Origin of the sequence: Oceanobacter antarcticus, assembly GCF_044962685.1 — a bacterium.
Taxonomy (GTDB): Bacteria; Pseudomonadota; Gammaproteobacteria; order Pseudomonadales; family Oceanobacteraceae; genus Oceanobacter; species Oceanobacter antarcticus.
In genome coordinates this window covers 1-26199 of the sequence record NZ_JBBKTX010000026.1, presented here as the reverse complement: position 1 = coordinate 26199, position 26199 = coordinate 1, and the positions used below count along the sequence as shown (strand labels likewise).

Annotated in this window: 23 protein-coding genes; 15 read left to right on the top strand and 8 right to left on the bottom strand. The window is 55.2% G+C overall.

The features are described 5' to 3' along the window. Positions 1-42 precede the first annotated feature (42 nt). The 7 genes from WG929_RS17595 to WG929_RS17565 all read left to right on the top strand — a co-directional run bounded on the left by WG929_RS17595 (position 43) and on the right by WG929_RS17565 (position 5563). Entirely contained in the window at positions 43-486 is a 444-nt protein-coding gene (locus WG929_RS17595; RefSeq protein ID WP_416207139.1) for a DMT family transporter, read from the top strand. Positions 487-760: 274 nt separating this feature from the next. Beyond that, positions 761-1090, top strand: a complete 330-nt coding sequence (locus WG929_RS17590; RefSeq protein WP_416207138.1) for a phenol hydroxylase subunit — start codon at positions 761-763, stop codon at positions 1088-1090. A 23-nt stretch (positions 1091-1113) separates the two neighbouring features. Beyond that, a complete protein-coding gene (locus WG929_RS17585; RefSeq protein WP_416207137.1) occupies positions 1114-2097 on the top strand; it encodes an aromatic/alkene monooxygenase hydroxylase subunit beta in 984 nt (327 codons plus the stop codon). A gap of 10 nt (positions 2098-2107) precedes the next feature. Beyond that, positions 2108-2377, top strand: coding sequence for an MmoB/DmpM family protein (locus tag WG929_RS17580; protein WP_369855774.1), 270 nt, complete (start codon positions 2108-2110; stop codon positions 2375-2377). Positions 2378-2514: 137 nt separating this feature from the next. Continuing rightward, the gene (locus WG929_RS17575; protein ID WP_369855773.1) at positions 2515-4014 is read left to right on the top strand and encodes an aromatic/alkene/methane monooxygenase hydroxylase/oxygenase subunit alpha; all 1500 of its coding nucleotides are present in this window, start codon (positions 2515-2517) and stop codon (positions 4012-4014) included. A 122-nt stretch (positions 4015-4136) separates the two neighbouring features. Beyond that, on the top strand, positions 4137-4499 hold the full coding sequence (locus WG929_RS17570; RefSeq protein ID WP_369855772.1) for a phenol hydroxylase subunit P4: 363 nt from the start codon (positions 4137-4139) through the stop codon (positions 4497-4499). A 2-nt stretch (positions 4500-4501) separates the two neighbouring features. Then, positions 4502-5563 carry an NADH:ubiquinone reductase (Na(+)-transporting) subunit F gene (locus WG929_RS17565; RefSeq protein ID WP_369855771.1) on the top strand — a complete coding sequence of 354 codons (1062 nt, stop codon included), beginning with the start codon at positions 4502-4504 and terminating at the stop codon, positions 5561-5563. A gap of 96 nt (positions 5564-5659) precedes the next feature. On the opposite strand, the gene WG929_RS17560 is transcribed toward WG929_RS17565, so the two are convergent. Next, the gene (locus WG929_RS17560) at positions 5660-7588 is read right to left on the bottom strand and encodes an FAD-dependent monooxygenase (protein WP_369855770.1); all 1929 of its coding nucleotides are present in this window, start codon (positions 7586-7588) and stop codon (positions 5660-5662) included. Between WG929_RS17560 and WG929_RS17555 the strand changes: the two genes are divergently transcribed. Together WG929_RS17555 and WG929_RS17550 are read left to right on the top strand one after the other, a co-directional pair. Then, a complete protein-coding gene (locus tag WG929_RS17555; protein WP_416207136.1) occupies positions 7562-7741 on the top strand; it encodes a hypothetical protein in 180 nt (59 codons plus the stop codon). The genes WG929_RS17560 and WG929_RS17555 overlap by 27 nt on opposite strands. Then, a complete protein-coding gene (locus tag WG929_RS17550; protein WP_369855769.1) occupies positions 7738-8676 on the top strand; it encodes a LysR family transcriptional regulator in 939 nt (312 codons plus the stop codon). Before WG929_RS17555 ends, WG929_RS17550 begins: the two co-directional genes overlap by 4 nt. A 263-nt stretch (positions 8677-8939) precedes the next feature. Here WG929_RS17550 and WG929_RS17545 read toward each other — a convergent pair whose 3' ends face one another. Continuing rightward, entirely contained in the window at positions 8940-9929 is a 990-nt protein-coding gene (locus tag WG929_RS17545) for a LysR family transcriptional regulator (RefSeq protein WP_416207135.1), read from the bottom strand. Between the two features lie 140 nt (positions 9930-10069). Here WG929_RS17545 and WG929_RS17540 point away from each other — a divergent pair, with 140 nt between their 5' ends. Beyond that, the gene (locus tag WG929_RS17540) at positions 10070-11122 is read left to right on the top strand and encodes a zinc-binding alcohol dehydrogenase family protein (protein ID WP_416207134.1); all 1053 of its coding nucleotides are present in this window, start codon (positions 10070-10072) and stop codon (positions 11120-11122) included. A gap of 88 nt (positions 11123-11210) precedes the next feature. Here the strand turns inward: WG929_RS17540 and WG929_RS17535 are convergent, their stop codons facing one another. The 4 genes from WG929_RS17535 to WG929_RS17520 form a co-directional block, all read right to left on the bottom strand. Beyond that, positions 11211-13085, bottom strand: a complete 1875-nt coding sequence (locus WG929_RS17535; RefSeq protein WP_416207133.1) for a feruloyl-CoA synthase — start codon at positions 13083-13085, stop codon at positions 11211-11213. A gap of 82 nt (positions 13086-13167) precedes the next feature. Next, a complete protein-coding gene (locus WG929_RS17530; protein ID WP_416207132.1) occupies positions 13168-14946 on the bottom strand; it encodes an acyl-CoA dehydrogenase family protein in 1779 nt (592 codons plus the stop codon). Positions 14947-14956: 10 nt separating this feature from the next. Then, positions 14957-15736, bottom strand: coding sequence for a 3-hydroxyacyl-CoA dehydrogenase (locus tag WG929_RS17525; RefSeq protein ID WP_416207131.1), 780 nt, complete (start codon positions 15734-15736; stop codon positions 14957-14959). Between the two features lie 121 nt (positions 15737-15857). Next, on the bottom strand, positions 15858-16622 hold the full coding sequence (locus WG929_RS17520; RefSeq protein ID WP_369855763.1) for a crotonase/enoyl-CoA hydratase family protein: 765 nt from the start codon (positions 16620-16622) through the stop codon (positions 15858-15860). A gap of 314 nt (positions 16623-16936) precedes the next feature. Here WG929_RS17520 and WG929_RS17515 point away from each other — a divergent pair, with 314 nt between their 5' ends. From WG929_RS17515 to WG929_RS17500, 4 genes are all read left to right on the top strand, one after another. Then, positions 16937-17989 (top strand): TRAP transporter substrate-binding protein, encoded by a 1053-nt coding sequence (locus WG929_RS17515; protein WP_416207130.1) that lies wholly within the window; start codon positions 16937-16939, stop codon positions 17987-17989. Between the two features lie 191 nt (positions 17990-18180). Next, on the top strand, positions 18181-18651 hold the full coding sequence (locus tag WG929_RS17510; RefSeq protein WP_369855761.1) for a MarR family winged helix-turn-helix transcriptional regulator: 471 nt from the start codon (positions 18181-18183) through the stop codon (positions 18649-18651). A 57-nt stretch (positions 18652-18708) separates the two neighbouring features. Beyond that, positions 18709-19314, top strand: coding sequence for a GNAT family N-acetyltransferase (locus tag WG929_RS17505; protein WP_369855760.1), 606 nt, complete (start codon positions 18709-18711; stop codon positions 19312-19314). Beyond that, a complete protein-coding gene (locus WG929_RS17500; RefSeq protein WP_416207129.1) occupies positions 19311-20198 on the top strand; it encodes a carbon-nitrogen hydrolase family protein in 888 nt (295 codons plus the stop codon). The genes WG929_RS17505 and WG929_RS17500 overlap by 4 nt, the downstream gene beginning before the upstream one ends. Positions 20199-20351: 153 nt before the next feature. Here WG929_RS17500 and WG929_RS17495 read toward each other — a convergent pair whose 3' ends face one another. Continuing rightward, on the bottom strand, positions 20352-21662 hold the full coding sequence (locus tag WG929_RS17495) for a jacalin-like lectin (protein ID WP_416207128.1): 1311 nt from the start codon (positions 21660-21662) through the stop codon (positions 20352-20354). A 246-nt stretch (positions 21663-21908) separates the two neighbouring features. After that, positions 21909-24125 carry an autotransporter-associated beta strand repeat-containing protein gene (locus WG929_RS17490; protein WP_416207127.1) on the bottom strand — a complete coding sequence of 739 codons (2217 nt, stop codon included), beginning with the start codon at positions 24123-24125 and terminating at the stop codon, positions 21909-21911. Between the two features lie 652 nt (positions 24126-24777). Between WG929_RS17490 and WG929_RS17485 the strand changes: the two genes are divergently transcribed. After that, positions 24778-25971, top strand: a complete 1194-nt coding sequence (locus WG929_RS17485) for a multidrug effflux MFS transporter (RefSeq protein ID WP_416207126.1) — start codon at positions 24778-24780, stop codon at positions 25969-25971. The last annotated feature ends 228 nt before the right edge of the window (positions 25972-26199 follow it).

Below are 26199 nucleotides of genomic sequence, written 5' to 3'. Positions count from 1 at the left end.
TTACACTGCCGGTTGCTCCCTGACATCATAAAGGTACGTCGTATGAGCGTGAATTTGGTACTGCTTTGTGTCGCTGCCGGGTCTGCGTTATCCACCCAATCGGGCATCAACGCCCGGCTCAGTGCCGGTCTGCAGTCGCCGTTGCTGGCTGCTCTGGTGTCGTTTGGCACCGGTACGCTGGTGTTGGCGCTACTGGCTGGGGTGATGGGACATTACCACTTACCCGAATCGGCGCTGACAACCTTACCCTGGTGGGCATGGACGGGCGGTATATTGGGGGCGTTTATTATCGCCAGTATCGTCTATGTGGCACCACAGGTCGGCGCGCTGGCGCTGGCCGTCGGCATTGTGGTGGGGCAGGTGCTGGCCTCGCTGTTGTTCGATCAGTTTGGCCTGCTGGGATATCCGCAAATCAATGTGACGCCCCAGCGTTTGGCGGGGGCGGGCATGATTCTGGTGGGGTTATGGCTGGTGGTGAACAAGTAGGCCATCAAGGGTTTTTATTCCGTATATTCATCTCGTTTTGCGGGCAACGTGGCCCGCGCTTCGCAGCTGGTATGACCTGTCTGTTTTTAAACACCTGGCCGCAACACGGCTTTTACCGCTGTTTGATATTACGCAGTTCGCGTCTTTGCATATTTCATAAAAAACCATCATTTCTCTATAAAATCCTTTAAAAACAAATAGTTATTTAAGGTTTTAAAAGCTGGCACGGCGGCTGCTATAGCTCTGATGACGTAATAACAATAACGAGAACATCATGAGTAGCGCCGAATCTTCTTTGCCCGGTTCTTCCGCCGGTCTGAGTCTGGTGTCGTCCCGCGACCCGCTCCAATCACACACCCGCTATATCCGCGTCAGAAGCGCACCGAACAGCCGTTATGTGGAATTTGATTTCGCAATTGACGACCCGAGCCTGTTCGTCGAGCTGATCCTGCCACTGCAGGCATTTGAAATATTCTGTCAGGCCAATTCGGTGGTCGCTATGACCAAGCAGCAGGCGGCTGGAATTGACGCAGAAATGGACAAATGGCGCTACGGCCACGACACCCTGGTAGGGCGTTCACACAGCAGTGCCAACCAACAATAACAACCAGCAGGTGGGAATAATTTATGAGCGTTGAAATCAAGACAGCAACACTGGAGCCAGTGCGTAATACCTTCACACCCATCGCCAAACGCTTTGGCGACAAACCGGCCAGTCGTTACCAGGAGGCTTCCTACGATATTCAGGGGGTGACCAACTTTCACTACAAACCGGCCTGGAATGAAGCATTCGAGATCAATGATGCACGCCGCACTGCCATTCAGATGGAAGATTGGTACAGCCTGAAAGATCCGCGCCAGTTCTATTACGGCACCTACGTCGGCAGTCGCGGCAAAATGCAGGAAAACGCTGAAAACAACTACAGCTTTTTTGAAAAACGCCACTTTGCCGCGCGCTTGCCAGACGTCGTTAAAGAGAAATTGATTCGTCTGGTCGTGCCTCTGCGTCACGTTGAACAAGCTGCCAACCTGAACAATATGTACGGTGTTTCCGTTGGTTATGGCACCACCATCACCCAAGCGCTGGTGTACGAAGGTATGGATCGGCTGGGGATTGCTCAGTACCTCTCCCGTATTGGCCTGATTCTCGATGGCAATACCGGCACGGCGCTGGAGCAGGCGAAGCAATTTTGGATGAACGACGGCTGTTGGCAAGGTGTGCGTGCGCTGTGTGAAGAAACCCTGGTGCAGCAAGACTGGTTCGAGCTCGTCATTGCCCAGAACCTGATTATCGACACGCTGATTGGCGATCTCTATTACTGCCAGCTGGATCAATGGCTGGCTGATCAGGACGTTCCCGACGTTAGCATGTTGCTGGAATTTATGCAGGAATGGCAAAAAGACCGTAATCGCTGGCTCGATAGCATCCTTAAGCTGGCGGCGGCTGAATCCGACAGCAACCGGGCGCAACTGCTCACCTGGGCGGACAAGTGGAGCGCCAAGGCCAGCGTTGCTCTGACGCCGGTCGCGCTGGAATTACTGGGTGAAGACGCACTTTCCCAGGCGCAAGACGTACTGGCAACGCGCCTCAACAAACTCGGTATCAAATAAGGATTCCACTATGACCAAGGTGTATATCGCCCTGCAGGATAACGACGTTTCCCATTACCTGGTGGAAGCCATTGAAGCAGATAACCCGGACGTTACGGTGCAGTACATGCCCGCGATGATTCGCATCGAAAACGAACACCAGTTGATTGTTAAGCGCGCAACCGTGGAAGAAAAACTCGGCCGCGATTGGGATGTGCAGGAACTGTCGCTGAGCTTGATCACCATTGGTGGCAACGTTGAGGAAGACGAAGACGCCTTTACTCTGACCTGGAACCAGTAATCAGCGCCAGTGCTGTGACGGTGTTGGGCATGACTTTTGGTATGGCCCAACAGCCAGAGTGACAGCACAAAACAACAACGCGCCGAGCGTCTGCCTCAGGCAACGTTCGACCTGAAAAATAAAAAAGGGGCCACACCATGGCGACCAAAAAGCTCAATATGAAAGACAAATACAAAATGCTGACCCGTGATCTCGACTGGGAGTTTTCCTATCAGGATCGCAAGCAAGCCTTTCCGTATGAAGAATTTGAAGGCATCAAGATTACCGACTGGTCGAAATGGGAAGACCCATTTCGTCTGACCATGGATTCCTACTGGAAATACCAATCAGAAAAAGAGAAAAAGCTGTACGCCATTCTCGATGCTTTTGCCCAGAATAACGGCCATTTGAATATTTCTGATCCGAAATACGTCAACGCACTCAAAGTATTTTTGGGCGGCGTGACGCCGGTGGAATATCAGGCCTTCCAGGGTTTTGCGCATGTTGGTCGCCAGTTTGGCGGCGTTGGGGCACGGGTTGCTTGCCAGATGCAGTCGATCGATGAGTTACGGCATGTGCAGACCCAGGTGCATGCCATGAGCCATTACAACAAGTACTTCGATGGTCTGCACAACTGGTCTGGCATGCAGGACAAGGTTTGGTACATGTCGGTACCGGTCTCTTTCTTCCACGATGCCCGTGCGGCTGGCCCGTTTGAATTTCTGGTAGCGATTTCGTTCAGCTTCGAATACGTGCTCACCAATCTGTTGTTTGTGCCGTTTATGTCGGGTGCTGCCTATAACGGCGATATGGCCACCGTCACGTTTGGTTTTTCTTCCCAGTCGGACGAAGCCCGCCATATGACTCTGGGCCTGGAAGTGATCAAGTTCCTGCTGGAGCAGCATGAAGACAACGTCCCCATCGTACAGAAGTGGGTCGACAAATGGTTTTGGCGCGGCACCCGAGTGCTGGGGATTGTTGCCATGATGATGGACTACATGCTGCCCAACAAAGTGATGAGTTGGCGCGAAGCCTGGGAGGTTTACTTTGAAGAAGCAGGCGGTGCCTTGTTCAAGGATCTCGCCCGTTATGGTATTCGTCCGCCGAAGTACGCCGATATCGCCACCGCACAGATGGATCATATGTCGCATCAGACCTGGTGGAATTTCTACAACTTCGGTGAAGCCGCCGGCTTCCATACCTGGATTCCGACCGCTACCGAGCTGGACTGGCTCAGTGAGAAATACCCGGACACCTTCGACAAGTACTACCGTCCACGCTGGGAGCTGGCCAAAAAGATGGAAGCAGAAGGCAAACGATTCTACTCCAAAGGGCTGCCACAATTATGCAACACCTGTCAGGTGGCGATGCTCAACACAGAAATGGATGACCCAACCCAGTTGGTTTATCGCAGTTCTGAATACAACGGCGACAAGTACCACTTCTGCTCGGATGGCTGTAAGGACATCTTTGATGACGAGCCAGAAAAATACGTCCAGTCCTGGCTGCCGGTGCACCAGATCCTGCAAGGCAACTGCGGTGGTGCTGATCTGGAAACCGTCATGCGCGAGTACTACGGCATGGACGTCGGTGTCGACAACCTCGATATGAAGGGTTCGCCAGACGAACAACGCTGGAAGGAATGGAAATCAGCCTGACCCCGCCGGATGTGGTGGCGCCAGGGACAGGAGAGAAACGGACAGGGACGGAGCCCATCCCAGCGGAAAAACAACACCGAGTCTGACAGCAGATGTCAGGCTCCAGATAAGAGAATAACAATATGACTGTAAAAACCACCGCCGCCGAGTACATCGGCGAAGTTCGAGATCGTATCGAAAATTTTCACGGCAACCAATTGGTGTACATCGGTTGGGATCAGCATCTACTGTTCTGTTCCGCCTTCACCTTTATGGTGTCGCCGACGACCAGCTTTCGTGCATTGCGGGATGAAAACATGGCTGGCGTGTTTGGCGAGCATCCTGAATGGACGGACATTAACTGGGACACGGCCAGCTGGCTGCTGGATGGCCAACCATTCACCCCGGATCTGGACAAAGCCATTACGCCGCAAGGGATTACCCACAAATCCCTGCTGCGGTTGGTGACGCCGGAGCTGAAAGGCTTTATGGGTGCGGGGGTTTAACCATGAGTTATCGCGTGACCATCGAACCGACCGGTGACCAGATTGATGTGGAAGAAGGCCAAACCATTCTTGATGCTGCCTTGCGTCAGGGGGTCTGGTTGCCTTTCGCCTGCGGTCATGGCACCTGTGCCACCTGCAAGATCCAGGTATTGGAAGGCGACGTGGATGTGGGCGAAGCCTCGTCGTTTGCGCTGATGGATATGGAGCGTGACGAAGGCAAAATCCTCGCCTGCTGCGCTATTCCTGAAAGCGATATGGTGGTGGAAGCCGACATCGACGTCGATGACGACTTTGCCGGTTACCCGGTGGAAGATTACCAAGCCGAAGTGGTCAAGATTATGGATTTGTCACCCACCATCAAAGGCGTGCATTTCAAACTCGACCGCGAAATGAGCTTCCAGGCCGGACAGTACATTAACCTGTTGATTCCTGGTGTTGAAGGCACGCGGGCGTTTTCTATCGCCAACAACCCCTCGCTGGCAAACGAACTGGAGTTGCATGTTCGATTGGTGGAGGGCGGTGCTGGCACCGGCTGGATTCACCAGGAAATGAAGGTGGGTGACAAACTCACCGTCTCCGGCCCGTATGGACAGTTCTTTGTGCGTAAATCGGATGGCGGCGGCGCGATCTTTATTGCTGGTGGCTCCGGCCTTTCCAGTCCGCAGTCGATGATTCTCGACTTGCTGGTGTCGGAAGATCCACGCCCGATGTATCTGTTTCAGGGGGCACGTAACCTGGGCGAACTGTACAACCGCTCGTTGTTTGAACAACTCGATCAACAGCACGACAACTTTCATTATATCCCGGTACTCAGCGCCCCCGAGGCTGATGATGATTGGCAAGGCCTGACCGGTTACGTGCATGACGCCGCCAATCAGTACTTCGACGGCAAACTCCGTGGCAACAAAGCCTACCTGTGCGGGCCGCCACCGATGATCGACGCTGCCATCACCACCCTGATGCAAGGGCGGGTATTTGAGCGGGATATTCATATGGAAAAATTCGTCACTGCCGCTGATGGTGCCGGAGACGGAGAACGTTCCGCGTTGTTTAAACGGATCTGATCAGAATGTTAGGAGGCAGTAGAGGATAGCGGGATAGCAATAAAAAATCCCGGTGAGTCATCACTCACCGGGATGTAGAGAACGGCGGGCGGGTACTTACTTCAACACGCCGTTAAAAAAGGCTGTCAGACTGGCGTAATCATCCAGTGGCAGTACGTCAGCTACGTACTGATCTGGCCGTACGATAACAATACAGCCCTGTTCCTTGTTGATGCCGCGCATGTCATAGACATTTTTGCCACCGCCGGAAGATTCAGGGCGGTGATCGGCACAGAACACTTTCTCGTGGTCGCGCAGGCCATACTTGCCCTTTTGTGGTGCCAGTACCGGATGAATGGTGCCGGTTTCCACTGCCTGGTGGTGCTGGTTAAACACCGCTCGTACATCGATTACGGCGTCGGCATCGGCTCCTGCCGGGGTGTATTGCTGCAGCGGTGAGCTGGCATCGTTGGCAAGAAATTCACACAAGGCTTTGACGCCACACTGATCCGACATTGCGTCTGCACTGCCGCCGAAGGCATAAATACGATACGCGCCATTGGCGGTATGGCAGTGACCCAGCTGTACCGGTTTGGCATCGCCGTGGCGAACAACCGGAGCCGAGTGGAAGCGTTTGCCGACGGTCAGGCCGCTGGCCAGATGCTGATGCTGGCCGTCAGACACCATAATGGATGGCTTGTACTGGATCGAAACGCCTGCGGTGTATTTGCCAAACAGCTGGAAATAACGCTGGAATTCGGCTGGATCGACTCCGTCCGGGTTATCGGCTGACTTCGGTTTGGCGCTAAACATTCTGGAGAACTCGCGGTCGAAATCGATCAGCGCCTGACCATACTCACGCCGCTCGGCAGAATAGGTTTTTAACAGATCCTCTTCGGCCAGACCGGTCAGAACGTGAGCCAGTTTCCAGCCCAGGTTCCAGGTATCCATCACCGACGTGTTCAAGCCCTGACCGGCTTTCGGGCTGTGGGTGTGACAGGCATCACCCGCCAGAAAAACCCGTGCCGAACGATCGTTAGTGGAATCATCAAAGGCCGTGGTAATACGCTGACCAATCTCGTACACACTCCACCAGGCTACCTCTTTCACATCAATGGTGTAAGGCTGCATGATGCGGTTAGCGCCAGCAATCAGTACGTCGGCAGTCATCTCGTCACGGGCGACGCGCTCATTCTCCTTGAGTTTGTCCAGCTCGATGTACAACCGTGCCATGTAACCACCCTCACGCGGGATGATCAGCATATTGCCTTCGTTGTTGGAGTGAATCAGCGACTTCAGGCGAATATCCGGGAAATCGGTATTCAACAGCACATCCATCACACCCCAGGCCTGGTTGAGAGCATCGCCGACCAGCTCCTGACCAATCGCACTGCGCACGCTGGAACGGGCACCATCACAACCGACGACATATTTGGCTTTAACGGTCTCGATTTCCTGGCTGTACTGGGAATAGTTGACACCGCGCTCCAGCTTGACCGTGACCGGATACTCGCCGCCTTCCGGGTCGACCTCCAGGCCCAGCAATTTACGCTGGTAGTGCGGCTCCACCTTGCCAGGGCCTTGGCGCATCACATCCAGAAACATATCGTGAACACGGGCCTGGTTGATGATCAGGTGCGGCATCTCAGACAGATCATCTTCAACATCCGGCACCTTGCCGCTACGAGCAATCTCATGCGGTTTGTTGGCATCCGGCTTCCAGAATGCCGCTTCGCTGACCTGATAGGCTTCCTGAATAATCTGATCGGCAAAGCCGTAAGCCTGGAACATCTCAATGGTACGGCAAGCGATACCGTCAGCCTGACCGACCAGCAGACGGTCGTCTTTCTGGTCAACGATGGCGACCGAAATATCGCCAAACTGCGACAGCTGCGCCGCCAGATTCAGCCCGGCAGGGCCACAGCCAACGATCAACACATCAACACACTCAGGCAGAGGACGTTTGATCGGTGGTACTACAACGGCATCCTGTGGATCGGAAAAACGAGGATCGCCGGGATGAAAACCATTGAGATGGAATTGCATGATGTGCTCCTGAAGCGGGGTGACGGCGCACGCACACCCCTGCTATTCGATTGTATGGATTATTTTGATGAATCAGCCATAGCACTTTACCCGCCGCAAGTTATCAGGAAAAATCGGTTTTTAGGTTTAGATGCAAAGAAAACACATATATGAACCCCAACCTGCTCAAACAATTGGCGATGGTCGTTAAACAAGGATCGATCAGTGCTGCTGCTGAACAGCTGTTTATTACCCAACCGACTCTGACCCGCTCCCTGCAGCAATTGGAAATGCGGGTAGGGGCACCGGTGCTGGCCCGCACCCGCTACGGCATGATACCCACAGAAATAGGTGCCCGACTGGCACAAATTGGCGAACGGATACTGGCCGAAACCGAACAGGGTGACGAGGTTATTCGCCAATGGCACAGCGGTTACGACAACCAGTTCGCCATTGGCATCGACCCATTATGGGAATACGCCACCGTGGCAGAGATGACCAGCGGCTTTTTAAGCCAGAACCGTTACGTGTTTCATTGCCGGGTTGGCTCCGCCGCCACCCAGATCGAATGGATGCAGGGCGGAGAGCTCGACTTTCTGCTGGCCCCCGCACACTTGTCTGTTGCCCATGCCTCCGGCAGCCAGGGAGCACTGCAGCGGGAAGTGGTATTCCGTGACCGCTCCGGCGTGTTTGTCGGCAAACAATCCCGATTACTGGGCAGCCAGCAACCGATTTCCCCCGACGTCCTGGAACAACAACGCTGGCTTATCGCCGGAGCCAGCGCCGGATTTTTGTCTGGGGTAGAAGACCCGGCGGCGCAACAAGCCGCCCGGATCGCTTTTACTGGAGGCATTCGTTCAGTGATTCATCTGCTTAACACCACCAGTATGCTGGTGCGCCTGCCCGCACGACTGGCCTTGATGACGACCGAAATTGATCCACAACAAATGATACAAGTCGAAGGCCAGACCAGCGCTCGCCGCGATATTGCCCTCTGGTCGCGCAGGCAAGATAGCGAACGGCCCGACAGCCAGAAAGTGCGTGAGTTTATTCGGGACTGGGTAACCGGGCTGGATCACAGCGTGGGAGAGTTCGGGCTGGATTTGTAATGGCAATACATGAGAGCGCTATAACAAGTACTGGCTATAACAAGTACTGATAGTATCCATGTCGTGGGGTCATCTATGTCATCCTCTTGGCCCTGGACGGCGGCAACACTCGCGCAGAGCCGTGCAGGATTAAATAGATGTATAAGCAGCTGATCGTGGAATACCTTGGCAAGCTGTCGCGAGGGGTTGTCGGGGTTAACTGCCAAGCCGGTTAGCGTTGGGTGATCCGCTAGCAACCTGGGTGTTGTAGTGAGTGTCTGGGTTCAGCCTTGTTCGAGTGCCAGCACTTCGGCAAATTTTTGTCGCAGGATATCCCGTAACAGTAAGGCGGCGGGGGTGATTTGTTGACGGCCAGGGGAGACCAGGTTGAGATCGATCGGGTCGGATTGGTATTGCGGTAATATCCTCACCAGGCGTCCGGTGCGCAGGTCGTCGTTGATGTCGAGCCGCGATTTGTAGGCGATGCCGCGGCCTGCCAGTGCCCAGCGGCGTACCATTTCACCGTCATTGGCGCAGCGGTTACTGCGTACGCGAATACGTTCATGGTGGTGCTCGTGGTGGTGTTCTGTCGCAGTGGTGGCGCTGTTTTTTACTGTTGTTGACTTGGCTGTTGTTGAATCGGCTGGTGTTGGTTTCGCGGCAATAAATTCCCAGACATCGTGGGTACGGTTGTTGAGCTGAAACAGCAGGCAATTGTGTTGCAGCAGGTCGGCAGGTGTCTGAGGTGTACCAAACCGGCGCAGATAGGCCGGTGAGGCGCACACCACCCGATCAATCGTGGCCAGTTTGAACGCCACCAAAGATGAATCCTGCTGATTGCCGTAACGAATGGCGAGGTTGATCCTGTCCATATAAAAATCGGCTACCGCATCACCCAGCAGCAGGTGGATGGACAAGTCCGGGTGTTGCTCCATGATGTCGTCGATCCACCTGGGTAGCAGGTTCCGGCCAATATCGGACGGAGCGGAAATTCTCAGTTCTCCGGCAACCTTGCCAGCCAGCGCATGAATGGATGCCCGCCCGGCGTCCAGCTCCGCCAGTGCCTTGCGACAATACACCAGAAACCGTTCGCCTTCGGCGCTGATGCGTAATTGCCGCGTTGAGCGGATAAACAATTGCACCTTGAGCTGCTGTTCCAGTCGTTTGAGTGCGGCGCTGGCAGCGGCGGTTGTGATGTCCAACTGTTCAGCGGCACGGGTGATGCTGCCGCTGTCGGCGGTACGCACAAACAGGACGAGGTCTTTGGTGTTCATTATCAAATATTTTTTGACTAAGAGTGTGGTATTGCCCCGTTTATAGCACGGGTTTGGCTGGGAATAATAGGCCATCGCCGTACGCTGCCCACCGGCAGCAACAACCGGCATCTGTTCGCAGACATCAGAGAGGATCAGACATGAAAGCTGTTGGTTATTTGCAACCCCGGGCCATTCAGGAACCCGACGCCCTGGTTGATATCGAGTTGCCCATGCCGACTGCCACGGGCCGCGATGTGCTGGTAAAAGTGCAGGCGGTTTCGGTCAACCCGGTGGATACCAAGGTACGCTCATCGGCTGCTGCCGAGGCCGGGCAGTACAAGGTGTTGGGGTGGGATGCGGTAGGCGAAGTGGTCGCAATTGGAGACCAGGTAACGTTGTTCAAGGTGGGTGATGCGGTGTGGTACGCCGGGGATATTACCCGTTCGGGTTCCAATGCCGAATTTCAGCTGGTGGATGAACGGATTGTCGCCATCCGGCCAACCAACTTGTGGAATGTCGAAGCGGCGGCGATGCCTCTCACGGCGATTACCGCCTGGGAACTGCTGTTCGCCCGGCTGGGTTTTACGCCGTTGCTGCCATCTGCGGAGACGGTTGCCAGTGACGCGGATGCCGCTGCGCCAGCGCCGGTTATCCTGATTATGGGGGCTGCGGGTGGGGTGGGATCGATTCTGACCCAGTTGGCCGCGCGGCTGACTCGCGCGACGGTGATTGGTACGGCTTCGCGGCCACAGAGCGAGCATTGGGTGAAGGAGCTGGGGGCTGACCATGTGATTAACCATCACCAGCCGCTGTTACCGCAGTTGCAGGCGGTGGGTATCGACAGCGTTACTCATGTGATTAGCCTGACGCATACCGATCAGCATTTTGATCAGCTGGTCGAGGTGCTGGCACCACAAGGCAAGCTGGCGCTGATCGATGATCCACAAGGGCCAATCGATATTATGAAGCTCAAGCGCAAGTCCATTTCGCTGCACTGGGAGCTGATGTTTACCCGTTCGATGTTTGCTACCTGGGATATGCACAAGCAGCATGAGTTACTTACCGAGGTAGCCCGTCTGGTAGACGACGGTGTGCTTAAAACCACGCTGGGTGAGCATTACGGTACGATCAATGCCGCCAATCTCAAACGTGCTCATGCTTATCTTGAGAGCCATCAGGCGGTTGGGAAAATTGTGCTGGAAGGGTTTTAAGCTGATGCCTGCGTTACATGACGGATCGTGCCCGCCATGTAACGCCTGCTAAAATGCCTTGGCAAAAGCCATTGATTACAGCCATTGATTACAGGCAAATAATCCCGGCTTCCGGTTCGGCGGCATACAACTTTTCGACGATGTCGGCCCGATTGGTCAACACCGCATTCTGGTTGATAGAGCCTTTGTCGGTAATCTCGTGGGCGTCCAGTTGCGGTGGCCGGGCTTCAATCACCAGTCGCTGAACACGGGTAGAGCTACCGGTTGAGGAGGCTGCCATTTCACCGAGCAGGCGTTCAAATACCTCGCGTGTGCGTGGATGCGATACCAGTTCGCTGGCACTGGCATCGGCTGGCAGTTCGGTCAGCTTGTGCAGTTGAGCCAGGTCGGGGAACACCAGAACCGAAATATAGCCACGGTCGCGACCCGCCACCACCAGATCCTGCACGTAGGGCGCGCAATGGTGGATCACAAATGGCCGCAGGGTGCCAACGCTGACCCAGGTGCCGGTATCCAGTTTGAAGTCTTCCGATACCCGGCCGTCGAAGTAAAAGCCGCGATTGGGCTGCTTTTCATCAATAAACTTCAAGGCATCACCGAGGCAATAGAAGCCTTCTTCGTCATAGGCCTTGGCGGTTTTGTCGGCATCACGCCAGTATCCCGGTGTAATGCTGAGGCCACGGATGCGGGCTTCCAGTTTGCCACCGTTGGGCACCAGTTTGATTTCGGTGCCTGGAGCCGGTACGCCGACCACGCCGGATGCACATTCTTCAATGGATGCAAACAAGGCTGCCGGGCCGGTTTCGGTAGAACCCAGGCCGGTCAGCATCGGTACTTTTTTGCCGGTGTACTGTATCGCCAGCGCATCCAGAGAGTCCCATACATGCTGGGCCAGACCGGCACCGGCAAAGTACATCACGTTCAGGTTGCGGTAAAAATTGGCGGCAACGTCGGGGTTTTCCTTCAGTGCTTGCGCCAGTAATTCAAACCCCTTTGGGACGTTGAAATAGACGGTCGGGGAAATGTCGCGCAGGTTGTCCAGTGTGATGGGCATGGCCTTGGGAACGGGTTTGCCCTGATCGATATAGAGCGAACCGCCGTTAAACAGCACCAGGCCAACGTTGTGGTTGCCCCCAAAGGTATGGTTCCACGGTAGCCAGTCGACCACGACCGGTGGTTGCTGCTGTACAAAGGCCAGGACGCTGGCCAGCATGGCCTGGTTGGAGCAGAGCATTTTCTGGGTGTTGATTACGCCCTTGGGCATGCCGGTGGAGCCGGAGGTAAAGAGAAATTTGGCGATGCTGCTGGCGGTGACCGTCTGGTTGGCTTGATCAACGGCGCTGGTCGCAGCGGTGCTTTGCAGCGATTCAAACGCGGTCAGTTGACCTTGCAGGTTATCGGTGCTGTGTTCGGAAATCACCGACACCACCGGCAAGCCAGGCAGGACGGCGTCGATGGCATCACGATAAGGCCCGAGATTATCGACAAACACCAGTCCGGGCGTCAGTACGTCGACAATGTGGCGCAGCTTGCCGAAGTCGGTAGAAATCGTGGAGTAGGCGGTGGAAATAGGCGCGTATGGAATACCAACGTACATGGCCGCCAGCGCCAGCAACAGGTGTTCGCTGCTGTTGCCTGACAGGATGATAATCGGTCGTTCCTGGCTCAGGGGTTCCCCATCGATGCGTAAATCCAGCAGCCATTGGGCGATGGCACGTACTTGCGTACGGGTTTCGGCATAGCTGAGGGTTTGCCAATGGTTATGATCTGCGCCGGACAGCGGGCGCTGGCAGACAAACAGCTGATCCGGCGTGTGCTCGGCCCAGTAATCGAGTCGGTCGGTGATGCGCTCCGGGTAGTCACACAGTTCGCCGATCGAGCGGATAACGCGGCTGCCATCCTCGCGCTGTTCAACGTCGACAGGATGATTCACTACATGGACAGGATGGAAATCGGCAAGCATGTTGAGGCTCCCTGATGCACTTTTTATGGTTGTTCGCATCGTTTGTAAGTTTTTATTCAGTTGGTACGACCGCTATCGGGGGTTACCCGGCAGCAGTAAAGTCAAAGTCTTTCAAGCCGTCATCGGCATTGGCTACGGTGCTCATCAGTGCGTGAATACGCGGCATTTCATGGGCAAAGTAGAAACGTGCTAGGGCAATCATATTGCTGTGATAAGCCGCATCGCTGTCACCCCGTGTATGGGCCTGATTGGCCAACAAGGCCAACTGCCAGCCAACACAGAGCAAGCCCAGCGCTTCCAGCAGCGGCACCGATCCAGCGTGCAGGCGGGTCTGGTCGCTGTCTTTGGCGGCCATCTCCAGCAGCGTGCGTAACTGGCCATGAATCGCTGCACCTGAGCGAATCAGGCTGGCTTGCAGTTGACTCAGAGGGGCTGCCAGGCTATCGGCATCCTGGTTGATGTCTCGCAGCAGGTGTTGCAGTGCTACGCCCTGGTCTCCGAGAACCTTGCGGAACACCAGATCCCGTGCCTGAATACCGGTGGTGCCTTCGTAAATGGTGATGATGCGGGCGTCGCGCATAAACTGGGAAACCCCGGTTTCTTCGACAAACCCCATGCCGCCAAACACCTGAATGCAGGTGTAGCTCATCTGGTTGCCCTGTTCCGTACTGAAGGCCTTGAAGACCGGTGTGAGCAAGGCAATCCGTTCTCGCAGTTGCTGCCGCAGGTGGTCGTCCTCGCTGTGTTCCGAAAGGTCGATCCAGGCCGCAATCAGATAGCCCAATGCCCGCAGTCCCATGGTTTGACTGTGCATGGAGAGCAACATGCGCTGCACATCGGGATGCTGGCTGATAGTGACCCGTGCGCCGCTCTGGAAGTGGCTGCCCTGGGTACGTTCCTGGGCGTAGCGCAAGGAGTGCTGATAACTTTGTTCGCCAAAGCCTACCCCTTGCATACCGGTGCTCAGGCGAGCTTCGTTCATCAGTACGAACATCGCCATCAGACCCTTGTTCTCGGCACCGATCAGCTCGCCAATGCAGTCGTCGTTGTCGCCATAGCTCATCGAACAGGTCGGGCTGCCGTGCAGGCCCATTTTGTGTTCAATGCCACTGCAGACCACATCGTTGCTGGCCCCCAGTGAGCCGTCGGTGGCAATGCGATATTTTGGGACGGCAAACAGTGAGATGCCACGGCTGCCGGCCGGAGCATCTGGCGTGCGCGCCAGCACCAGATGGACGATGTTTTCGGCCATGTCGTGCTCACCGTAGGTGATAAAGATCTTCTGGCCCTTGATGCGATAGCTGCCGTCACCCACGGGCGTGGCCCTGGTGGTGGTCGCGGCGAGGTCGGAACCGGCTCCGGGTTCGGTCAGTGCCATGGCAATGGTCCACTGGCCACTGGCCAAGGGTTCAAGATAGCGTTGCTTTTGCTCATCGGTGCCAAAATGCAGCAGGATCTCACTGCCACCCTGGTTCAGGGCGTGGAACATCACAAACGCCAGGTTGGCCGACAGCCACATTTCATTAACCGGCTGGGCGATACTCTTGGGCAGCGCTTGGCCACCAATGGCTTCGGGCATGGCCAGACCCATCCAGCCATTGTCACAAAACTGCTGGTAGGCTTCTTTCCAGCCGGCCGCAGTGGTGACTGTGCCCTGGTCAAAGGAGCAACCTTGCTGGTCGCCAATCTGGTTCAGGGGTGACAGGGCACCGCTGGCAAACTTGGCTGCTTCTTCCAGTACCGCAGCAACAAAGTCCGGGGTGAATTCGGCCAGGGCTTCAACCTGATCCATCGCGGTTTGCTGGCGTACCAGATCGAGTACAAACAGCATGTCTTTTAGCGGAGCTATGTAGTCACTCATCGCATGCTTCCTATTTTGCGGCCATGCGAATAGCGCCATCCAGGCGGATGGTTTCGCCGTTGAGCATGCAGTTTTCAAAAATCTGCTGCACCAGTTGGGCAAACTCGTCCGGCTCACCCAGTCGTGGCGGGAATGGCACGGCAGCGCCGAGCGATTGTTGCACTTCTTCTGGCAGTACGGCCATCATCGGGGTCTTGAACAGGCCTGGAGCAATGGTCATCACTCGAATGCCAAAACGGGCCAGCTCTCGGGCAATCGGCAGGGTCATGGCGACCACACCCGCCTTGGAGGCGGAATAACCGGCCTGGCCAATCTGGCCATCAAAAGCTGCGACGGAGGCGGTATTGATGATCACGCCACGCTCACCGGTCGCTTCCGGTTCGTTGTGCTGCATCTGGTCGGCACACAGGCGAATCATGTTGAAGGTGCCGAGCAGGTTGACCTTCAAGGCGCGTTCAAAGGAGGAAAGACGGTGCGGGCCTTCACGGCCAATCACCCGTTCAGCTCCCGGAATTCCGGCGCAGTTGACCAGCCCGTAGAGGCTGCCAAAGGTGTCGGTTCCCTGGTTGATGGCGCTGCTGACCGATGCTTCATCGGTAATGTCACAGGTGCAGAACAGGCTGCTGTTCGGGTAGTCCTGTTCCAGTTGGGCCACCAGTCGGGTGCCTGCTTCGGTATTAATGTCGACCAGTGTTATGCGGGCACCCTGGCTCAACAGGCGGCGGGCAACCGCTTCACCCAGGCCAGAACCGGCACCGGTTACCAGACAATGTTTATTGGCAAGATTCATATAACGCTCCTTCTCCAGCGATTGCTTCGGGTCCAGCGGTTGTTGCGGATCCTGTGATGGGTTTGGGCAGGGCACTCATGGGCGGCTTTGAATCCACCTGGATGAGTGCCATACCAACCTGTCAGGATGATTTTTTACGGTTGAGGAAGGCGTCGATACGTTCCTTGACCTCACCACTGGTCTGGGTAATACCGGTCAGCAGGGATTCGGTGAACAGGCCGTCGTCGCTGGCCATGTTGTTGATACGGGCAAGACCGGAGGCCATGGCCCAGTTGGACAGGCGTGAGTTGGTGGCAATGGTTTCTGCCAGCTCCTGGGCTTTTTCCATCGCCGTACCCTTGGGCACAACGTAGTGCGCCAGGCCCAGACGTTCGCCGTCTGCGGCATTCAGCGTGCGGCCTGTCAGCATCATTTCTGTCATGCGGCCATGACCAATGGTTTGCGCGACGCGCACGGAGGCACCACCACCGACAAAAATACCGTGGCGACCTTCTGGCAGACGATAGAAGGTGGTTTCATCGGATACCCGGACATGAGCGCAGATGGCCAGTTCCAGGCCACCACCAATCACGGCACCGTGCAGGGCGGCAACAATCGGGATACCACTGTTGCTGATGTGGCTGAATACCCGGTGCCACATACGGGAATGCACCACCACTTCGAATGGCTCGCGGGCGGTGTGTTCGGACAGATCCAGGCCGGAGCAGAATTCAGGGCCATTACCAGAAAAGAGGATAACGCTGACGTCCTTGGGCATGTTGATAAAGACCTGTTCGATCTCCAGGCACAGGGCGTCGTTGATGGCGTTTTTCTTGTTGGGACGATTCAGGGTCAGGTGGCCAATACTATTGTCTACACTGAATGTCAGGTGTTGGTAGTTGCTCATGAGCGGGCCTCGTCGGCTTTGTTCTTGTTGGTTATCCGCTGAAATCAGTCATCCGGATATTTGTTGTTTTCAAATATAGTTTATGAGTACAACAGTTTGCAACCAATAACTCCATTCTTTGCACGGGAGAGGCCAGGAGGACAGCTCGCGACAGTTCGATCAATGTCTATTGATGTGCTTTAAACTGTTGTTGACATAAACAATTAGCCGGGACACACTCGTTCACGAGCGGCATCGCAAGAGTCAATTCGGATACGTCACGATCCGATTGATGCCCTTCAATAATCGATAAAAATAACAAGGTGTGAATAATAATGAAGATTAAAAACCTGCTGATCACGCTGGGCGTGACTTTGGGCAGCTTGACGACTGCTCTGAGTGCTCAGGCCGCTGAACCCGAATATACGTTCAAATTGCACCACTTTCTGCCGCCGATGGCGATGGCCCACAAAGACTTCCTGCAGCCATGGGCTGACAAGGTAATGAAGGAATCGGGTGGGCGTATCAAGATCGACGTCTTCCCGGCCATGCAGCTGGGCGGCAAGCCACCACAGTTGTTTGACCAGGCCCGTAAGGGAGTTGTTGATATTTCCTGGACGGTGGGTGGTTATACCCCTGGCCGCTTCCCGAAAGCCGGTGCTTTTGAGCTGCCATTCATGGCTGCCAGTGCCGAAGCCACCAGTATGGCGTTACAACAATACGCCGAAGAAGAGATGCAGGAAGAGCTGAGTGATGTGCATGTACTGGCCCTGCACACCCACGCGCCGGGTTCTCTGCATTCTCGGGGTGACATGATCAAGGTTGCTGCAGACCTGAAAGACCTGAAGCTGCGTGCCCCCAACAAAGCCATGGCTGAAGCCTTTGGTATTATGGGTTCTGCCCCTGTATTCATGCCGGTGACCCAGATGTCGAGTGCCTTGGCCAAGGGAATTCTGGATGTGGCTGCACTGCCGTTTGAAGTGGTTGCACCGATGAAGATCAACCAGCTGACCAACAATCACACCCTGGTTAAAGGGGATCGTGGCCTGTATACCCAGTTCTTCCTGTTCAGCATGAACAAACAGGCCTACGAACAACTGCCAGCTGATCTGAAAAAGGTCATCGACAACAACTCCGGTATTGAACTGGCGCGTCATATTGGTTATTTGTTTGATCAGTCGGAACAGCACGGCTATGACATTACCGCCAAGGGTGGCAATCATTTCTACACCTTGCCAGCCGCTGAGGCAGACCATTGGAAGCAGATGATGCAGCCAGTAACGGATTCCTGGATTGGCGATATGACCGAAGAAGGTGCTAATGGTCAGGCGCTGTACGACAAGGCCAACGCCTTGATCACCAAATATCAGAAAAAAACCGGTTCCTGACCGGTTCACCTTACTGGCCTGCCAGAGACGTCGTCTGTGGCAGGTCGTTTGATTGCGCGTGTTAAACCGTTGTTTGATAACTGTTTAACAAACAACAATTGCCCGGAAAACAAACACTTTTTTGTTATACTGCCCGCCAGATATGACTTATTAATACGCAGCACAGTGGCTGTTCAGACCCCAGGCATCTCATGGCAACTTCTGATTTATCGTCCGACTCCCTCGATTTTGGTATTTTGCACGACCTGATTGGCTATCGTTTACGTCGCACCCAACTGGTGTTTTTTAACCGCTTTGCCGAAGCCTGTACGGATCTTGGTATCAGTCCGGGATTGTTTGGCGTATTGGTACTGGTGAGCCGTAATCCTGGTCGCACCCAGACAGCCATTGCCCAGGCATTAGGCAACGACCGCTCGGCGATGGTCGCCGCCGTCGACAAGCTGGAGAAAATGGATCTGGTGGAGCGCCGTCCATCGCTGAATGATCGTCGTTCCTACGCACTCTATCTGACCGAACACGGTGAAACGTTTTATCAGACGATTGAAAACCGGGTGCGAGAACATGAACAAGGGCTGGAGTCGCTGCTTGAACCGGGTGAAAAAGACCTTTTAATTGATATGCTTGCGCGACTTTGTCAGGCTGGTCGTAACGGCGGAGTCTGATCGCAGCCAAACAGCGACATACTCCCCGGCGACAGCTAACAGACGAGGAGGGTGAATATGTCGGTTTCTCTGATGCCCGTTAGCGGCGTTGAGTTGCAAGCCTATATTGATGACCTGGCGCGGTTACGTATCCGCGTATTTCGGGAATATCCCTATCTTTACCAGGGTTCTGCCGCCTACGAGCAGCAGTACCTGCAAACCTATACAGGCTCTGGCCAGGCCATGGCCGTATTGGCCATGGATGACAGCCTGCCATCAGGGCAGCGCATTGTCGGTGCCTCTACCGGCATTCCGATGACTCATGAAAGCGAGGCGTTTCGCCAGCCGTTTGAGTTGGCGGGCATTGATACCGCGACGTTGTTTTATTGTGGTGAATCCGTGTTGCTGCCGGAATATCGTGGTCAGGGTATTTATCGCGGTTTTTTTGCTGGCCGCGAACGTTATGTGCGTACCCTGGCTGGGTTTGAATCGCTCTGCTTTTGTGCAGTGGTCCGGCCCGTCAACCATCCCCTGAAGCCTGTTGGTTACCAACCACTGGATGCTGTCTGGCAGCATTTTGGCTATTCCCCGCGACCGGATCTGGTTGCTCATTATGACTGGCAGGATATTGATCAGACGGCTGCAACTGCTCATCCAATGATGTTCTGGGTAAAAACACTGTGAGTACATTACGCATTGCCTCGGCGGCCTATGAGGTCGGTTTTCTGGACAGCTTCAGTGCCTGGCAACACAAGGTCTCAGGCCTGGTGCAGCAGGCAGCCAATAACGGAGCGCAGATTTTGCTGTTGCCGGAATATTTTGCCATGGAGTTGACGTCGCTGTTTACACCCGCTGTGTATCAGTCGCTGAGCCAGCAGCTGGTCGAGCTGCAGAGTCTGCGGGTGGCTTTTGTGGCGGAGTTTGTCCGTCTGGCGAAACAGCATCAGGTGTTGATCGCGGCAGGCACGTTTCCGGTCGGATTAGCCACGGTGGCGGGCTGGGAGCAATACGTTAACCGCTGTTACCTGTGCTATCCCTCCGGCGAGGTACATTGGCAAGACAAACTGCAAATGACCCGCTTTGAACATGAGCAGTGGGGGATTTCCGCTGGTGACGCTTTACGCGTTTTTGATACCCCGTTTGGCCGTCTGGCGGTGAATATCTGTTACGACAGCGAGTTTCCACTGCTAGCTCGTCAGCAGGTGGCGCAAGGTGCGGATCTTATTCTGGTGCCTTCCTGTACCGATACGCTCGCGGGTTATCACCGCGTACAACTGGGCTGTCGGGCACGGGCGCTGGAAAATCAGTGTTTTGTGGTGCAGTCGCCTACCGTTGGCAGCGCTGCCTGGTCGCCAGCCATCGATAGCAACTGCGGTGCGGCCGGTGTTTTTGCCCCCGTGGATTACGGCTTTCCTGACGACGGCATTGTGGCGCAATTGCCGCTGAATCAACCCGGCTGGTGTTATGCCGATCTGGATCTGGCTGAGTTGGCGCGAGTTCGCACCGCAGGACAAGTGTTTAACTATCGCGACTGGGAAGGGCAATACCGGTTCATGGAAGGGCGATAAACCGGGTAAAACATCGGCCCCAAGGGCCTCCCTGCGTCAATTGCATTGTTGTGGCAGGAGGTGGCTTGCCGCTGAACCGGTGTGATAAACACCAGCCCCAAGGCACCTCCTGCCGGTAAGTCAAATCAACAACGCCCATTCGCTACCGGGCAATTATTGCGGCGCATAAATCACTCCGATTTTATCCAGTTCGTCACCGGCCCGGCCCTTGAAGCCGACAATCTGCCAACCTGCGGGGGCGTTGAAGGTGGTGCAGCTGGATGTGCTGCTGCCGCCCGTCAGCGTACGGTTCTGGCTGGTGGTGAAACGCGCGTAAAAGATGCGGGTCTGGTCGTTTTTCTGGCCGGAGCAGACCTTCAGCGCCGTGAGATATTCACCGCTGTTCAGGGTCAGGGAGGATTCGCTGCCACCGTTACCACCGTGCGACAGTACATTGCCTTGAGATAAGCTCAGGCCAATATTGTCGATGCGGGAACCGGCACGCAACGTCACCCTGCTGACAACCGGATTGGCTGGTAATACCGCCACGTCGTTAAATCCGCTGCCATGCGGGCCACCCCAAAAATCGGACATTTGCAGGTTGCTGGCGGTGCTCCAGCTGAAGTTGGTCTGTACCGGCGGGTGATCGGACAACTTCAGGCCATCGTAGGTCAGGTCATCCTGACGCACATCATACAGAGTGGCGTCCAGCTGGATAAAGGCATTGCCGCGATAGACGATCTTGTCGACGATTTCGCAGTTGGCACTGGTGATTTTCGGATCACAGACCAGCGCGTCGATACCGGCTTCGGGCGTATCGCCGGAGCGTATCAGGTCGACCCAGGCATCGCTAAAACCACGATTGAGAAACTCCCACATATTATCGCCACTGCGAGTGTAGCGGGTATTGGTATCACCCATGACGATCACGGCGTTAGCGGCGGAGTGGGTTTCGATATAGTTGATCAGTTGCAGCATATCGGCGCGGCGAGCGACCAAGTCGGCCTCTTCTGTTTGTGCTTGGGTATGCAGATTGTAGATGTCGACGTACACACCTTCTGCCAGTCGGGTGCGTGCCAAGGTAAAGCCTTTTGGGGTCAGGCAGTCGACGCCATTGCAGGCATCCCAGCTGACCCGATCCCAGTCGGTGTATGCAAAACGGCTCATGCTGTTAAGACCGCTACCGACTCCCATACCTCCGGTGGTGGCAGAGCGATGGGCGTGGTCGTCACAGGTGTCGTACAACGCCGCGTGGTAGTTGAAATCTTCCTGGACGTTGACGATGTCAAATTCGTTGACGTAGCAGCTGATCTGCTCGGTGGCGGCCTGCCGGTCGGAGTCTGCGCTGGAAAAGACTTCCAGCAGTCCGGCGACGTTGTAGGTCAGGGTGCTGAAGGTTCCGGCGTCGGCCTGGACCGGGGTATGCAGCAAGCAAAGTGGCACCAGCGCAGCGAGGTGGCGAACGATGTGTTTCAGGGCGGTCATTTCAGTGTCTCCAATGGTGGGTGGGGCTTATGGATTGGTTGTGGTTGTGGTTGTGGTTGTGGTTGTGGTTGTGGTTTGCGTGACGCAGCCGTTCGCAATCCTGGCTTGGAAGTACAGGCCGTTTGATAGTGAGTTGAAGGATTCGTCACGGTACTGCGAGGTGGCTGGTAAAAGGGCAGCTGAGAGAGGAACTGCCCTTTTACCGTCAGCGGAACCGGGCACCGGCTCGCTGACGGGTCGGACGGATTATTCGACGGTAGCGATAATCGAGGTGTCGGTGTACTCGACGGTGATGGCAACTTCTCCAGCGTAAACGCTGGCAAATTCTCCCCCTATGTTATCGGCCTGAACCAGGGTGAAGGTCGTACCGGATGCAGGGGTTGATGCAAACGTCAGTTCCAGAGCGGCACCCGCAACATACGCCGTGCCGGAAGCCGCTACTTGAGTGCTGTCTGTATCCATGTTGATGGCCAGTGTGGCGGTGTTTTCCAATGTCAGGTTTGCAACAGCCACCGCGCCATCGGCGTCCACCAGAGCAGCGCCGTCATTGATGTAAACATCACCGCTACCGAAAGCGGTTGCCGATGCGGCCGCCAGTACGCCACCTTCGATCACGGTGCCACCGCTGTAGTGGTTGTTGCCTGTCAGAGTCAACTGGCCGGTGCCATTTTTGGTCAGCTTGCCAGCACCGCTGATGTCATTACGCCACCAGTCCTGGGCATTGAAGCCGCCTTTGCCGGCATCCATATAAACGTTGACGTCACCGTTAAATGCGCCATAACCATCGCCTGCTGCGACCAGGTTAATCCGTCCCCAGCCGTTGGAGTCATCCAACAGCGGATAACCGGATTCCACTTCTGTGGTGGCCAGTACGGCCCGGCGCTGTTCATCAGACAGGTAAGGCTGACGGGTTTGCAGCAAAGCTTCTGCCCCTTTGGGCACAATAGCAGCCAATCCCAGGGTGCCGTTTTGCGGTAAGCCGTAGGTCATGCGGGCCAGGTAATCAGCTTTGATTGCGGCGTGGTCATCGAAGCGATTGTTGTCGAAGACGTTGACGTTGAGTGTGCCGTCTGCATTTTTGCTGCTGCCGGTGCCTGTCACGGTCTGGTGGGCGTAGTCATACAGACTCATACCGGCCGCCGCCGCTTTGCCACCAAAATATTCCAGCGCTTGTTGCCGTGCCGCTGCGGCCTCGGCCGGTTGGGTGTTGAGCGCGTAGGTGGCGACCATCAGGGCCTGCATGCGACCACCAATGACATCAACCGGTGAGTGCATGCCGGCAAGAATTCGGTTTTCTCCCAGGTCTGAACCACGGGCTACGTGCTCGGCAAAACGCTCTGGCAAGGCATAGGCATAGGCGAGAGAGGCCAGAATGCCAGCGTTGGCGTGGCCGCTTGGGTAGCCGTTGTCTTTACGGCGGTTTTCCGTGGTGGCGGTGTAAAGCAGTTCCGTTTCCTTGCTGGACGAATGCGCCCGACGACCGCAAAACAGACCGGGCAGGACATTCACGCTGCTGGTGTAAGAGTCGATACGGTATTCTTTTTCTTCGCGGGTCTCACTGGCTCCGTCAATACAGGTCAGGCTTTCGACTCCTTTGAAGTCAATGTCGCCGGTGTCGGTCATGCGCCATGGACGCGGTGTACCAAATATGTATTTCGGGCCACTGGTCGACGCGTGTGAATCACGGAAACGTTTTGCCAATTGCACCATGTCACCCAGGGTTGAATCGGTTTGACCACCATAGGTGCTGTAGCTGTCGTTGTTTGGTTGCGCGTAGCGGTTGTTTTCGGTCACGTCGGTGAGCAGGATGGGCTCGAAGCTGGCGTAAGCGCCAGAGTTGGCGGCGTAGTCTTCCGTCAGTGGGCCAAAGCCATCAATGGTGCTGTAGGTTTTGCTGCGGATGTCATCCAGAAACGCAAACAGTGCCTGATCTTCCGTGCGGGCTGCCGTCACGTCGATCACGTACTGGATGTTGGCGGCCCAGGAAGCCGCATCGACGATCTCGGTGCCAGCCTCAACATAATCGCTGGGCTGACCGTTGGCGGCAGCGTGCGGGTTGGGGCCATCACCGGCCTTGTAACCGTTGGCCTCATCGGTGTAATTACCCGCCGTGGTCTGCCATTGTTCTGTGGTGCCTCGCCAGATTTTATTGATGCTGCTTAGCGCCGTAAGAATCGGGTTTTCATCGCGGAAGAAACGGCCATCTCCTTCATTCAACGCCAGGTTATCAACCGCTGGCAGCGGGTACTCGACTGATGGTTCAGCAACGTATTGTTCGTAACCCAATCCGGTCGGGATGGCTGGTTTAGACACCAGCAGGGTGCTGGTGTCGATGTCTGGAGTGTCTTGTACCGCGTCGTTGTTATTATCGTCACTGCCACAGGCGCTGAGCAGCAGGGCGGTCGCTGCCAGTACCGCAGTGTACAGGGTGCCACGCTTGGCGCCGAAGAATTCAGAGGTCATAAATACGCTTCCAGGTGAACAAAATAGAGCAAGGATCAGGGCTGATCTGCACCGCTGAAAACAACAGGCAGAACAAGCGATTCACTGAAGAAGACGTCGGTACGAGCGCGATGGGGACATGACAATTACGTGAAGTTTTACTCACAGTTTATGCACAGGTTGTTGTTGCCGGGCCAAGAAGGGCGGAAAATCCGGTTTTTCAGCATTTCTGGTACTTCCTACGCCTGCTGGAAACGTTGCAGCCGATGGATTGGCCAATCCGGTATCAGGCATAACTGCTATTCGCTGAACCAATAGCAAAAATGGCACGGTGTCCGATATATTGTTGCCACTAACGGATCAATTCATACCGGCAGCATCTATTGATGGTGCGGTGCTTCATACTGTATGGTCGCTGGCGACACTACCAATACAACACCGGTTGTGTTCTTCCTGTTTGGCGCCAGTCGTTTGATCAGTCATCCCGTTTTTTGAATGGCACCTTGTGCGCTGTGTGCTGCGATTACCAGAGTATGATCGTCATAAACTGGATCGTAGTTGATGGTCTGGTGTCCTGATTGCCAGGCGGGTATTCGATGCTTGACCCAGGTTTCCACAGCGCCAGATTGTGTTTGTACTGGCGTTTTGCGGCTTTTTATATTTCCGGAGAATTATGTCTTCTGTGGCTGTTCGCCTGACTCCAGGCTTCTTGTTAATGCTGTCGGCATTAACCGCGCTTACGCCATTGGGAACGGATATTTATTTATCTGCCGTTCCGGCTATTGCCAGTGATTACGGTAACTCGCTGCATGAGGTCGAGCTGTCGGTCAGTGTCTTCCTGATGGGTTTCAGTCTGGGGCAGCTACTGGGCGGGCCGCTGTCGGATCGTTATGGCCGTCGCCGCATGGTGTTGATTGGTCTGAGTATTTTTGCGGTCGGCTCGCTGGGTATTATTTTGGCACCATCGCTCGATGTAATGCTGGCTTTTCGCGTGGTTCAGGCACTGGGTGGCGGTTTGGCGGTGGTCAACAGCACCGCGATTATTCGCGATCTGGCCAGTGGCCGTGAAGGGGCAGGGGCAATGATACGGGTGATTCAGGTGATGATGATCGCACCGCTGGTCGCGCCGTTACTGGGTATGCTAATCCTGAAAATGCTGGGCTGGCACTCGGTCTTCGGCTTTTTGCTGATCTATGCACTGTTGCTGATTGTACTGTTTTATTTTCGCCTGCCAGAAACACGCAAGGTACGTACGGGCGGTAATCCGTTACGTAATTACTGGCAGGTATTGAGTGACCGTCGCATATGGGGATTTGTCGCCTCAACTTGTGCTGCTTATGCCGGGATGCTGTCGTTTGTGACGTCGTCTCCGGGTATTTTTATGGGCCATTTTGGCCTCAGTGATACTGTCTATCCTCTGGTGTTCGGCTGCGTTGTATTAACCATGCTGGCGATGAGCAAGGTGAACCTGCATTTACTGAAACGCTACAGTCCTCCCGTGCTGATCAGTATCGGCCAGAAGATCCAGATCGCCATGGGGATGTTAATGGTGGGTTATATTTTCCTGTTTGACGAGCTGTCGGTATGGCCACTGACGCTGATGCTGATGCTCTACATTGGCAGCCATGGGTTTGTGGTCGCCAATGCGACGTCATCGATTACCGAGTATTTCCCCCATCTGGCTGGAACGGCGACAGCGCTGGTCGGTGCGTTGGGCTTTGCCAGTGGTGGTATCGCTGGTGGTGTGGTCAGTGCGTTGTCGGATGGCTCTCCCAAGGCCATGGTCTGTATGATGCTGGCAGCGGTATTGTTTGGTTCTATTATCCGCCGTTTAACCAAATCTTTTCAGGAGCTGGCCAGCGCCTGAACGCTCGATCCTCGGCAGCCCTCTCGTTGGCTGTCTGTTTTTCTACTGCTGCTTGGGATCATCCTTGCTGGCTGTCACCTTGAACCACCCATATCTCCGGCCAGGAGCTAGTGTCCCTTAACAAAAGTTCACTTGGTATTTATCTTATCTGATAATCGAGCAATGGACTCGATGATCTGGTCAGCAGTTTTTTGCCACACAAAGGGTTTCGGATCATTGTTATAAACG